Below are 12,555 nucleotides of genomic sequence, written 5' to 3'. Positions count from 1 at the left end.
GTTTTTATTTCTCTAACTTTTGTTCTACAATAGCATAGAAGTCTTCAAAAGTGATCATATTTTGAAAATCTTCTTTTACTAATTTCACACCGAAATTAGATTCAATTATTACCACTAAATCAACATAGTCCAAACTATCTAAATCCAAGGATTCTTTGATATTTTTTTCTTCTGAGATAACAGAAGGATCAACTTCAAACTCATCAATTAAGATAGCATTTAATTTTTCAGCGATTTGACTTTTCACCATATTAGGGATTAATTTTTTTAATTACTAAGGCAGAATTTGTTCCACCAAATCCAAAAGAATTCGACAAATATACGTCAAATTCTTTATTTAAGGTTTCTTTAACAATATTTAATTTAGCTGAGTCCTCGTCTGCTTCTTCAAAATTAATATTCGGAGCAATGAAGTCATTCATCATCATTAGATTAGAATAAATAATCTCACTTGCCCCTGCCATCCAGCATTCGTGCCCTGTCATTGATTTGGTAGAACTCACAAAAGGTTTTGTTTTTCCAAAAACAAGATCAATTGCTTTTGCCTCATTTGCATCGCCAACAGGTGTAGAAGTTGCATGTGCATTGATGTATTGAACTTCTTCTGCCGAAATATTTGCCTGTTTCAAGGCTCTGTTCATTGCTGTAGCCGGCCCATCCACATTTGGTGTTGAAATATGACCACCATTTGATGAAAATCCATATCCTAAAACCTCCGCTATAATTGGAGCTCCGCGTTTCATTGCAGATTCATAGCTTTCCAAAATCAAAGTTGCACCGCCACCACTTGGCACTAAACCATCTCGATTTTTATCGAAAGGGCGACAAGCTTGTTCGGGCTGATTTTCTTTTGCCGAAAAAACACCCAATCCATCAAAACTCGCCATCGCATATTTATTAATCTCCTGAGCTCCTCCGCAGATAATCATATCTTGTAACCCTTCCTTAATCATCATAAAACCTAGTCCAACAGAATGGGAGCCACTTGCACAGGCTGCACTAATTGTCATGTTGATTCCTTTTAATTCGAAGATTGTGGCTAGATTCATCGTAACCGTAGAGTTCATAGATTTGAAAATCGCTCCGGAACCAATTAATTCTGTGTCTTTTTTCTCGCGTACAATATCTATTGCATCAATAATTGCTTTTGATACACTGTCATTCCCATAGATAATCCCAACCTCATTTGTTTTGATATATTCTTCTGTCAAATCTGCATTTTTCAATGCTTCTAAAGTTGCCATATATGCAAATTCAGTTTCTTGACCAATCGTAATTCGCTGGCGGCGATTTAGAAATGGTTTCAAATCCGGAGCTGGAACAGTTCCTGTCAACGCTGATTTGAAACCAAATTCTTTGCGTTCTTCATCAAAAATAATTCCTGATTTACCTTGACGCAGAGACTCGGTTACTTCTTCTAATGATGTTCCTAGACAAGAATAGATTCCCATTCCTGTTATAACTACTCTTTGACTCATTTTACCTAAGAATAAATTCCTCCGTTTATATTAATTACTTCTCCGGTGATATAACTTGACTTTTTAGAAACCAAAAAGCTTACCAAATCCGCCACTTCCTCAGTTTTTCCAAAACGGTTAGCAGGGATCAATTTCATTAATTCTTTTTGATCTAAACTATCCGTCATATCCGTTTCAATGAAACCAGGAGCCACTGCATTTACAGTTACATTTCGTTTCGCAATCTCTTGAGCTAAAGCTTTTGTAGCCCCTATAACCGCTGCTTTAGCAGCAGAATAATTTGTTTGTCCCGGTGTTCCCTTCAATCCGGAAACAGATACAATGTTTACAATTCTTCCAAATCTATTTCTCAATAAAGGATTGATAAAAAAATGGGTTACATTATAAAAACCATTCAAACTTGTATTGATTACATTCGACCAGTCGTCTTGTGATATCCACATAAACAAATTATCTTTTGTAATCCCCGCATTATTTACAATTACCTCAACAATTGCCTCAGTATTTTTTTCAGTCCAATCGGTTAAAACCTGCTGTGTTTGTGTTGCATTTGCAACATCAAATTTTAAGATTTCTCCCGTTCCTCCCAAAGCTTCTACTTCTTTCAAAGTTTCCAACGCTGCTGCTTCGTTCGAATTATAATTTATTAAAAGATGGTATTCATGTTCTGCTGCAATCTTCAAACAAATTGCCTTTCCTATTCCACGTGAACCACCAGTTACAATTGCACATTTCATGCTATATAAATCTATTTTTATTCATTAAAAAGTTCCGCATTATCAAACCATTTGTCTGCTAATACATTTCCATTTTCATCAAGAAAAGACCATTTTCCTTGCTTTTTTACTCGAGCTAATTGACCATTGAACCCTTTATCTTTTTGTGAAAATCCGAAACTTACAGAGATGTCATATAAAGCGGGAATTACTAATTGACCTGCTTTATTTACAAATCCCCATTTACCGCCTTCTTTTACAGGAGCTAATCCTAATTCGCTAAAAACTTCTGCATTATTGTATTTTGGTTGAATAACGACTTCTCCTCCTTCATTGATAAACCCCCATTTACCTTTCTCCTCAATAGGAGCTAGCCCATTCGAAAATGATTTTGCATTAGAAAAAACAGGTGCTATGATCCATTCCCCTTTTTTATTGATAAAACCAAACTTATGATTTTTTCTGGCAAAAGTGTATGAACTAGCGTTGAAGTTCCCAATAAAATCTGCTCCTTCTATAGCTATGAATTGATTATTAGAAACAATTCCAAAATCAGTTCCTTTTTTTGCCCAAACAACATCTTGACTAAACTCTCCAACATCATCATATTCTAAGTTGACAACCAAATTCCCTTCTGTATCAATTACACCCCATTTTTTATTCAATGCTACTTTCGCATATCCATTGATAAAAGTCCTAATAACATGATATGTCGGTTCTACAAGTACATTTCCATTATGGTCTATTAAACCAACCAAATCTCCTTTTCTGATAAAAGCAACACCTTCATTAAAATCATAGACTCTATCAGTTAAAGGATAATTTAGTTGTTCTCCTTTTGTATTAATATATGTCCACTTTTTATCAATTTCAACCATCGCAATTCCAGAATTAAACTTCTTTGCATTGGAATAAATAGGTTCAATTACCCACTGATTCTCCTTATTAATAAATCCCCAACGATTTCCTTTTTTAATTGCTGCAAGTCCTTCGGAGAAATCTTTTGCATCAGAATATTGAGGTTCTATCAAATATTGTCCATTTTCGCCAATAAATCCGATTTTATTTTTTGTTTTTACCAATGCTAATTTCTGAGCAGATAATATTCCGAAAGAAATACTTAAAAATGATAATAAAAGATATTTTCTCATAAGTCATTATTCTAAAAATTCAGTAATTCGTTTTTTACTTTTTTAAGATAAGGATAAATCACTTCATCTTCTTTAAATACAGGAACTATTTCACGAATCGATTCATAAAATCTCTTTCCTTTTGATGATAATTTATCTTGTATTTCTAAATATTCTATCGCTTGTGTAACAGCTAAACTTTGGACAGTCAACACTTCAAATGTATTGTCAATGACTTTTGCGCAAATTGTTGCCGCATTAGTCCCCATACTTACAATATCCTGATTATCATTATTATTGGGAATACTATGCACATACATTGACGTAGAAAGTGTTTGATTTTCTGCCGTTGTAGAGGTTGCTGTAAACTGCGCAGCTTGCAAACCGAAGTTAAAACCAAGCATTCCTAAATTAACAAAAGGCGGTAAAATATTATTAATCTTTGGATTGACTAAATAGTTTAACTGACGTTCACTCAGCATCGACAAACGTGTAACAGCCAATTTTAATTTATCCAATTCCAACGAAACATAATCTCCATGAAAATTACCTCCGTGGTGAACCGTTTGATTCTCAACATCGATAATTGGATTATCACTGGCCGAATTTATTTCATTTTCTAAAACTTCCTTCGCTGCATTCCAAGTATCATAAATTGGCCCTAAAATCTGAGGAACACAACGCAACGAATAATATTCCTGGACTTTTTCTTCAAAAATTCTCTCTGTGCGTTCTTGATACATTTCATCAGCACGTTTTTTCACCAATTTACTGTCATTCAAAAATTCAGACATCTTCTCTGCAACGTATCGTTGTCCGAAATGCTCTTTCGCTTCATTCAATGGTTGTGAATAATGATCGTCAAAAGATTGTACAATTTCATTCATCATCGAGCTTAGTGTAATGGAGAGGTTGATTAATTGATTTACTTTAATCAAATTTACCATTCCAATTCCTGTCATCACCGAAGTTCCATTCATAATAGACAACCCTTCGCGGATATGAACCTCAATCGGTTTTAATTTCTCAAGTTCAAAAACTTCTTTTGTCGATTTTAACTCTCCTTTATAAAAGACTTCTCCTTCTCCTATCAATGTTAAAGCTAAATGTGCTAGTTGAACTAAATCTCCACTCGCACCAACACTCCCATGTTGATAGATAACAGGTAAAATATCGCGGTTTACTAGTTCTTGCATCAGCAACAAAACCGACGGATGAATTCCTGAATATCCCAAGGACAATGTATTAAGACGAGCTATAATAGCAGCTTTTATCTGTTCTAAAGTTAAAGGCTCTCCTATTCCTGTACAGTGGCTTCTGATTAAATTATATTGAAGTTGAATTGTATTTTCTTCTTCAATACGATATTGAGCCATCGGTCCAAAGCCTGTATTTACGCCATAAATTATTTTATTTTTTGAAAATTCTTTTAAAAACTGAAAACTTTTCTCAACTCGATCAAGAATAGATTTATCAAGTGTTAATTTTTTATTTGCAAAAAGTATGTTTTCTACAGTGTCAATTGTTAATTTTGTCATGCTATTGATTAGGTAAAAAAAATTATCGATTTCTTGGTGATTTATTTCCTCAATCAGTTGCAAAAATAATTAAAAAACTATACAAAAAATCATGATTGAAAATACAGATGTTTTAATCATTGGTGCAGGACCTTCAGGATCGGTTGCAGCAGCTTATTTAAGAGAAAAGAACATTCATGTCATTGTCTTAGAAAAAACTCAATTTCCCCGAATTGTTGTAGGGGAAAGTTTAATTCCTCGCTCTATGGATCATTTTGAAGAAGCTGGTTTGTTACCTTATTTAAATAAACAGAATTTTGAAATAAAACCAGGTGCTAGATTTATAAGAGGAGAACAAATCTGTATTTTTGATTTTAGTAAAAAATTTGGCGAAGGACAAGATTGGACTTGGCAGGTTCCTCGCGCGGATTTCGACATGACTTTAGCAAATGCAATCGTAGATAAAGGAGCTGATTTACGTTTTAATGAGGAAGTAATTGAAGTTCAATTTGAAGGAAAAAAATCAATTACTACCGTAAAAAAACAAAATGGAGAAACCTACCAAATCCATGCAAAATTCTTAATTGATGCTAGTGGTTACGGACGTGTACTACCGAGATTATTGAATATTGACCATCCTTCAAAATTAAATCCTCATTCAGCAATTTTTACACATGTTCACGATATCCGACGGCCAGAAGGACGAGAAGGAACTCAGATTTCTTTTGATATTATTGAAACTAAAGTTTGGTTGTGGGTTATTCCTTTCTCGAATGGAAAAACAAGTGTCGGCATCGTTGGTCCTACGGATTATATCAATCGTTTATCTTCTAGTCGAGATACTACGGAAGCTTTACATAATGCTATTCAGAAGTCCGATTTTTATGTCAATCGTTTTGGAAACCTCCCGTTTGAATTTAATCCAATATGGTTAAAAAATTATTCGGCTGCTGTCACTAAAATGTTTGGTGATGGTTATGTTTTAACCGGAAACAGTACAGAGTTTTTGGATCCTGTTTTCTCTTCTGGTGTTTGCTTCGCAACAGAAAGCGGATTAAAAGCTGCTAAACTGGCCATAAAAGAAATTAACAATGAAAATGTTGATTGGCAAACTGATTATGAAGACTACATGAAAGAAGGTATCGAGGTTTTCACGACCTATGTACAGGAATGGTATACCGGAAATTTACAAGAATTGTTTTTTCATCAACCTGAAAATCCTGATGTAAAAGAAAAAATTTGTGCCGTTTTAGCAGGTTATGTTTGGAACAAAGAAAATCCTTTTGTTAGAAAACACAATAGTGTTATTCGCAATATGGCTCATTTGATCAAAATGGTGAAAGAAAAATAATTAAAAAGTCAACTTATGTTGGCTTTTTTCATTTAAAAATAAATCTTTCGTCTCTTATATTTTTCAGTTAGTTTAAGTATTTTTGAACAACACAATCCGCATGACATATGAAATTTCAGTCCATAGATACAGTTGAATCGATTTCGAAAGAAGATTTTATTCAAAATTATCTCAAGAAAAGAAAACCTTTGTTGTTGAAAGGTTATGCCAAGAATTGGAAAGATTTTGACAAATGGAATCTCGATTATATTAAAGATAAGGCCGGAGAGCAAGTTGTTCCATTATATGACAGCAAACCTGCAGATCCTAAAAAAAGTTCGGATACACCTGCAACTTATATGAAATTTAACGAGTATGTTGATTTAATCAAAAAAGAACCTTCTGACTTGAGAATTTTCTTTTTTATTATCAAAGATAAAATCCCCGAGTTACTCAAAAATTTCACCTTCCCCGACCTCGGGTTAAAATATTTTGAGCGTTTGCCTACTTTATTTTTTGGAGGGAGTGAGGCAAAGGTTTTGATGCATTATGATGTGGATATGACAGATTTTTTTCACTTTCAGTTTCATGGAAATAAACGAATTTTGTTATTTGATCCAAAACAATCAAAAGCGCTTTACAAAGTTCCTCTTTCAGTCCATACAATTTATGAGATTGACTATGATAACCCTGATTACGAAAAATTTCCGGCACTAAAACATGCACAAGGGTATGATTTTGTAATGAATCATGGTGATGCCTTGTTTATACCTCGCGGTTATTGGCATTACAACCGTTATTTAGAGCCTGGTTTTTCAATGTCTTTACGCGCTTTCCCAAATGAATTCTTTCAAGTTTTAAATACTGTCTATCATGTATTTATTATGCGCTACACAGATAAATTGATGCGTAAAATTTTCCAACTCAAATGGATTCATTTTAAAGAAAAATTAGCCATCAAAAAAAGTCATCAATATTATAATATTTGAAAACTCTTTTGAGAAAATCATTTCTCAAATAGAAAAAAATCCGTTCGAATATTCGAACGGATTTTTATTTCTTCTAAAAAGTACTTTTTAGTAAGCAGCGTCTTTAATACGAGCTTTTTTACCACGTAATGCTCTGAAGTAGAAGATACGAGCTCTACGAACTTTACCTTTTTTGTTCACTTCAATTTTTTGTAAAGCCGGCATGTTTACTGGGAAGATACGCTCAACACCTACATCACCAGACATTTTACGGATTGTGAAAGTTTCTGTAGTTCCTTGTCCTCTTCTTTGGATAACAACCCCTTTAAAGAACTGAACACGAGTTTTTCCACCCTCTGTAATTTCTTGATAAACAGTAATAGTATCACCTGCTGCGAAAGCTGGGAATTCTTTTTTAGCTACGTATTTCTCTTGTACGTATTTTACTAAATTTTCCATTTTAATAATTTCAATTTATTTATATTGAGCAACTTAAACGTCTTTCGTCAGAGGTTGAACAATGTGGGTGCAAAATTAATCAAAAATCTTGATTACACAAATGATTCTCTTACTTTTATGAATGATTTTTCACTAAATCATTTTTAAAAGATTGATTCGTTAGCTTTGCTGTAATAGATTTCATGGCTAAAATTCGCGCCTCTTTTTTATCATCTGTCTCTATTTCTATCCAAGAAGAAACTTCCGTTCCTGTTTGTTGAAACATCTTATCAATATATGTTGTGTAAACCTCCCATAATTCTTGAGCTTTTTGATCCAAAGCACCTAATTTCCATTGCTTTAATTCATTTTCTTTGCGTTCTTGTAAACGCTTGGCTTGCTCCTCCTTAGAAATAGAAAGAAATAATTTTATCAGAATAATTCCGTCATCTTGTAAAAGCTGTTCCACTTCTACAACCTGTTTTATAAACTTCGTGTATTTTTCATCAGAACAAAAACCAAAAACAGGTTCTACAACAGCCCTATTATACCATGAACGATCAAAAAAAACAATTTCACCCGCGTTAGGCAATTTCTGAAAATAACGCTGAAAATACCATTGGCCTTGTTCCATTTCTGTTGGTTTTGGTAAAGCTTCTACACGGTATTTCTTAGGATTAAGAAACTCTGCTATACGGGATATTGTTCCGCCTTTTCCTGCAGCATCCCGACCTTCAAAAATAATCAGCACGCGTTTGTTTCCCTGAATAACTTTCGATTGTATTTCCAGCAATTTTTCTTGCAATTGTTTTAGTTCTTTCTCATATGCAAGCTGTTCCTTGAATTTCTTTTCTTTAATGATATTATGTTCGACTAAAAAATCAATGATTTCTTGTTTATCATTAATCTTTTCTAAATCATTCAAATCAAATTCAGCCATAGTTTTTAGTTTTAATTTTCTTCTTCTAAATTCTGATGCTTTAAAATACGTTTATTTTTATCATTATATGGAATCTTGACTAAAATATATTCCATCGCTTCTACTCTGGCTTTGTACTTTTTATTCGCATCAATAATTTTCCAGGGTGCTATTTTCGTATCAGTCTTCTCAAACATTTTATCTTTATATTCAGAATAAACTTCAAATAAATCTTGGGCTTTCTGATCGACAGAACTATATTTCCACCTTTTAATAGGTGATTTTATGATGTCATTAAATCGTTTCATTTGTTGTTCTTTTGTAATGGAGAAATAGATTTTAATTAAATATATTCCTGAATTGACCCACATTTTTTCGACATCATTTACCTCATCCATAAATGTTTCGTATTCATCACGTGTACAAAATCCATTCACAGGTTCTACAACTGCTCTGTTGTACCAACTTCTATCAAAGAAAACAATTTCACCTTCCCGAGGTAATTGACGCACATAACGTTGAAAATACCATTGCCCCCGCTCTACTTCATTTGGTCGCGGTAAGGCTACAATTCGATGTTCACGCGGATTTAAATGCTCTACAATTCTGCGAATTGCTCCTCCTTTTCCTGCTGCATCCCGACCTTCGAATACAATGACCACTTTTTGTTTATTTTCAGCCACCCATGTTTGAAGCTTAATCAATTCTTCTTGTAATTCTTCTATCCTGTTCTCATATTTTACAGTTCGAAGTGCTTTTGTAAAATTTAATTTTCCATGGTCTGATTGCAAAAGTCCTACAAGACCTTTTTTTGTTTCAATTAATTTTAAATCTTTCCGTTTTAATTCCATTTTCAGTTTATTAAAATTAATGATTCAATTCTTTTACCATGCGATAATAACGTTCGATTACATTCGGATCAACCATCAAATCTGCTTCAGCTTCCTCCTTGCCTTTATAATTAAATAAGGATAATACATAGCGAATAGATTCTAAACGAGCTAAGTTTTTGTCATTTGCATTTACAATTATCCAGGGAGAGAAAGAATTATGTGTTCTGGTAAACATTTGATTAATGTAAGTCGAAAATTCGTTCCATAACTCTTGACCTTTTGCATCAACAGGGCTATACTTCCATTTTTTAAGCGGATTGTTCAGGCGAGAGTCAAAACGAGCTTGCTGTTCTTCTTTTGTAATAGAAAACCACAATTTAATAATATGGGTACCAGATTCGTATAACATATGCTCAAACTCAGAAACCTGCACCATAAATTGTTCATATTGTTTTTCTGTGCAAAATCCCATAACCGGTTCTACAACTGCTCTATTGTACCAACTTCTATCAAAAAAAACAATTTCACCTGCATTTGGCAGCTCTTTAATATAGCGTGTAAAATACCATTGATTTTGTTCTACTTCAGTAGGTTTATTCAATGCTACAACACGCATAGAACGAGGATTAAGATGCTCTCTAAATCGACGAATCGTACCACCTTTTCCTGATGCATCCCGTCCTTCAAAAATAATGGCTACTTTTTTATTTTCTGTCGAAACCCAATTTTGAAGATTAACCAATTCTGATTGTAATTTTAATAATTCTTTTTCATATTCAAACTTCTTGATCACATTTCTATAGAGAGGATTTTCTTCTTGATTCTCAACCAAAAAATGCATTAATTCATCAGTTGTTGTAAAATCAGAAATCTTACTTTTTTTCATAAATAATTTAGATTGTAAAAATCTTTTTTAAGATAAAAATTTTATCATAGCAAAACGTGAAGAAATCTATAAATCTTTTACTTAAAATCATAAAATTTATCATGTTCAACCTCAATCAATTTGGTTAAATTTGTACTTAAATTAGTTTTTTGCGCATTCTATTTTTCATATTGTTGGTCTTTTCTATCGCATTTCGTCCTCTAATGCCAATGATAGACTATGTTTTGAACTATGATAAAATAGCATATGAACAATGTGAAAATCGGGAGAAACCCGAGGTTCTTTGTAATGGTTTTTGTTATTTAAAAAAAGAAGTCAAGAAAACAGAAAAGAATCAAACAGAAAATCATTTCGTAAAAAATTCGGTTAAGCTTCTCGAAGCAATTATTCCTCATAAAGAAGCTCTTCCTCCTAAAAAATATGCTGTCGAACAAAATCAGTCTACAATCGATTATTATTTAGACATTAATTCTGAATATATTATCCGCTTAGTTTTTCATCCACCTATTGTTTAGTATTTTTCCATCAATCTGAGTTCTAAATCAGAAAAAACAATTTATTAAACATAAAAAATCATTAGAAATGAAAAATTTAAAACATATTTTCGTCCTAACAATTCTAGGCTTCACGTTTAGTTCTTGTCATAAAGAACAACCAAAACAAGATGTTTTTGAAGTAAAACATGTATCGCATGAAGAAATGAAAGCTGTAAAAAAATTAGAGGTTGCAGTTGTAAATGAAGTTGATCCTATTTGCGGAATGAAAACTGCTGATCATTTAAGTGATACTGTAACTTATCAAGGAAAAACCTATGGTTTCTGTTCTGCGATGTGTAAAGAAGAATTTTTGAAAAGTCCGGAAAAACATCTTCATGAATAAACAATTAATCGCTGTAATTGTCATTATTTTAGGTGTAATCGGGTCTGTTTTTTGGTTAAAAAACAGACCAAAAGATGAATTGTATAAAGTCATGAAAGTTCCTGAATTTTCGATGACAAATCAGCATAACCAAACAATTACAGACCGTGATATGCTGGGAAAAGTATATGTCGTAGAGTTTTTCTTTACAAGCTGCCCTACTATTTGTCCTGTTATGAGTCATAATTTACGTTCTGTAGAAGATGAAATAAACGATCCTAACCTTGGTTTCATCTCTGTTACTATTGATCCGAAACGAGATACACCTGATCGACTGTTAGAATATTCGAAACAAATTGGTGTAAAAACACCAAATTGGCATTACCTGACTGCTAATCGGGAAACTATCGAACAGCTTTCCGATAAATTCAATATTTATGTTGGCAAAGATGAAACAACTGCAGAGGGATTGAACCACAGTGGAAAACTGGCTTTAGTGGATAAACAGGGAAATATCAGAAGTAGGTATACAACCTCTGGTGTTCCTCTTTTGTTTTATTCCGGATTGAACTACAAAGATCCTCAAGGAAAAGAACCTTCACTTAGTGGAGCATATCATCCCGAAATAGAATTTTTGAAAGAAGATATTAAAAAGCTTTTAGCTGAATAAAATAATAAATCCCGCTGTTGCGGGATTTATTATTTTAATTTTATTTCGACAATTTCTCCATCTGACTTAACTTCAACAAAAACTTCCAAAAATTCGCTGTAATCTTTAGAATAAGTATTGGACATATAAAATATTTATTTTTTTATATACTTCCCAAATCCTTAAAAAAAGCAACTAGTTGATGATTGCTTGTTACTTGCAATGATTCTTTAAGTGTATTTAATCTTTTTTCTACACTACTTTTACTCGACGGTTTAATATCTTTCTTCACTAAATGAATTGGGATATCTTTTAATAAAATACCATTAGAAAGTAAAGAAACCAATGTGACGTCATAAGAAGTAAACTCAAACGTATTCTTATGCTTGATGGTCCGTTTCATATCCAATTCCAAATGCGTTCCTCCTGAAAAAACTGTTTGTATCGCCTTTTTCAATTCTTTCGAATCTTCTCTTCCTTTGGCCACAAAACCATTGATTTCGTATTTCTTGAAAAGATTATCGACCATATCTGCTTTTCTTTCAACTGAAAAAACGATTACTTTCAACTCCGGCTGAATTAATCTGACAGCTTCAATCAGCTCTCTTCCCCCTTTTATCTTTTGTTCACGATGATCTTCTTCAAATGACAAATCAGAAATCAATAAATCATAAGGCTGGTTATCTAATAATCCTTTTTTCACTTTCAATAAAGCATCATCACAATAAAAAGCATAATCAGGATTTTCTACATTCAAATCCTTTAAAACTTTTTGAACTGAAACATTAAAACTCTCAAAATCTTCTGCAATTAATACTTTTTTAAACATACTT

Annotated in this window: 15 protein-coding genes; 5 read left to right on the top strand and 10 right to left on the bottom strand. The window is 32.9% G+C overall.

The window, feature by feature from the left end; translation table 11 throughout:
• Positions 1–4: 4 nt before the first annotated feature.
• Genes H277_RS0109240 through flxA form a run of 5 tightly spaced genes read right to left on the bottom strand, consistent with a single transcriptional unit; the run spans position 5 to position 4,862 of the window.
• Positions 5–250 carry a phosphopantetheine-binding protein gene (locus tag H277_RS0109240; protein WP_019975303.1) on the bottom strand — a complete coding sequence of 82 codons (246 nt, stop codon included), beginning with the start codon at positions 248–250 and terminating at the stop codon, positions 5–7.
• Position 251: 1 nt separating this feature from the next.
• Complete coding sequence (locus tag H277_RS0109235) at positions 252–1,478, bottom strand: beta-ketoacyl-[acyl-carrier-protein] synthase family protein (RefSeq protein WP_019975302.1); 1,227 nt, start codon at positions 1,476–1,478, stop codon at positions 252–254.
• 5 nt (positions 1,479–1,483) lie between these two features.
• A complete protein-coding gene (gene flxB / locus H277_RS0109230) occupies positions 1,484–2,215 on the bottom strand; it encodes a flexirubin biosynthesis SDR family reductase FlxB (RefSeq protein WP_019975301.1) in 732 nt (243 codons plus the stop codon).
• 17 nt (positions 2,216–2,232) lie between these two features.
• Positions 2,233–3,345: a WG repeat-containing protein gene (locus H277_RS0109225; protein WP_019975300.1), complete on the bottom strand. Its 1,113-nt coding sequence runs from the start codon at positions 3,343–3,345 to the stop codon at positions 2,233–2,235.
• Positions 3,346–3,356: 11 nt separating this feature from the next.
• Positions 3,357–4,862, bottom strand: coding sequence for a flexirubin biosynthesis tyrosine ammonia-lyase FlxA (gene flxA / locus H277_RS0109220; protein ID WP_146810395.1), 1,506 nt, complete (start codon positions 4,860–4,862; stop codon positions 3,357–3,359).
• Positions 4,863–4,950: 88 nt separating this feature from the next.
• Between flxA and H277_RS0109215 the strand changes: the two genes are divergently transcribed.
• Together H277_RS0109215 and H277_RS0109210 are read left to right on the top strand one after the other, a co-directional pair.
• Positions 4,951–6,192 carry an NAD(P)/FAD-dependent oxidoreductase gene (locus tag H277_RS0109215; protein WP_026357510.1) on the top strand — a complete coding sequence of 414 codons (1,242 nt, stop codon included), beginning with the start codon at positions 4,951–4,953 and terminating at the stop codon, positions 6,190–6,192.
• A 107-nt stretch (positions 6,193–6,299) separates the two neighbouring features.
• Entirely contained in the window at positions 6,300–7,160 is an 861-nt protein-coding gene (locus tag H277_RS0109210) for a cupin-like domain-containing protein (protein WP_019975297.1), read from the top strand.
• A gap of 87 nt (positions 7,161–7,247) precedes the next feature.
• Here the strand turns inward: H277_RS0109210 and rplS are convergent, their stop codons facing one another.
• The 4 genes from rplS to ppk2 (H277_RS0109190) form a co-directional block, all read right to left on the bottom strand.
• Positions 7,248–7,598: a 50S ribosomal protein L19 gene (gene rplS / locus H277_RS0109205; RefSeq protein ID WP_019975296.1), complete on the bottom strand. Its 351-nt coding sequence runs from the start codon at positions 7,596–7,598 to the stop codon at positions 7,248–7,250.
• A 115-nt stretch (positions 7,599–7,713) separates the two neighbouring features.
• The gene (ppk2, locus tag H277_RS18875) at positions 7,714–8,517 is read right to left on the bottom strand and encodes a polyphosphate kinase 2 (protein ID WP_019975295.1); all 804 of its coding nucleotides are present in this window, start codon (positions 8,515–8,517) and stop codon (positions 7,714–7,716) included.
• Between the two features lie 11 nt (positions 8,518–8,528).
• Positions 8,529–9,347 carry a polyphosphate kinase 2 gene (ppk2, locus tag H277_RS0109195; RefSeq protein ID WP_019975294.1) on the bottom strand — a complete coding sequence of 273 codons (819 nt, stop codon included), beginning with the start codon at positions 9,345–9,347 and terminating at the stop codon, positions 8,529–8,531.
• A gap of 16 nt (positions 9,348–9,363) precedes the next feature.
• On the bottom strand, positions 9,364–10,170 hold the full coding sequence (gene ppk2, locus H277_RS0109190) for a polyphosphate kinase 2 (protein ID WP_373865941.1): 807 nt from the start codon (positions 10,168–10,170) through the stop codon (positions 9,364–9,366).
• 254 nt (positions 10,171–10,424) lie between these two features.
• Here ppk2 (H277_RS0109190) and H277_RS18870 point away from each other — a divergent pair, with 254 nt between their 5' ends.
• The 3 genes from H277_RS18870 to H277_RS0109175 all read left to right on the top strand — a co-directional run bounded on the left by H277_RS18870 (position 10,425) and on the right by H277_RS0109175 (position 11,743).
• Positions 10,425–10,730 carry a hypothetical protein gene (locus tag H277_RS18870; protein ID WP_146810397.1) on the top strand — a complete coding sequence of 102 codons (306 nt, stop codon included), beginning with the start codon at positions 10,425–10,427 and terminating at the stop codon, positions 10,728–10,730.
• A 67-nt stretch (positions 10,731–10,797) separates the two neighbouring features.
• Positions 10,798–11,094 (top strand): YHS domain-containing protein, encoded by a 297-nt coding sequence (locus tag H277_RS0109180; RefSeq protein ID WP_019975291.1) that lies wholly within the window; start codon positions 10,798–10,800, stop codon positions 11,092–11,094.
• Positions 11,087–11,743, top strand: a complete 657-nt coding sequence (locus H277_RS0109175; RefSeq protein ID WP_019975290.1) for an SCO family protein — start codon at positions 11,087–11,089, stop codon at positions 11,741–11,743. The genes H277_RS0109180 and H277_RS0109175 overlap by 8 nt, the downstream gene beginning before the upstream one ends.
• Before the next feature lie 142 nt (positions 11,744–11,885).
• On the opposite strand, the gene H277_RS0109165 is transcribed toward H277_RS0109175, so the two are convergent.
• Positions 11,886–12,551: a response regulator gene (locus H277_RS0109165; RefSeq protein WP_019975288.1), complete on the bottom strand. Its 666-nt coding sequence runs from the start codon at positions 12,549–12,551 to the stop codon at positions 11,886–11,888.
• Between the last annotated feature and the right edge of the window lie 4 nt (positions 12,552–12,555).

Origin of the sequence: Empedobacter brevis NBRC 14943 = ATCC 43319, assembly GCF_000382425.1 — a bacterium.
GTDB classification, from domain to species: Bacteria; Bacteroidota; Bacteroidia; order Flavobacteriales; family Weeksellaceae; genus Empedobacter; species Empedobacter brevis.
This window is presented reverse-complemented; position numbering and strand designations above follow the sequence as displayed.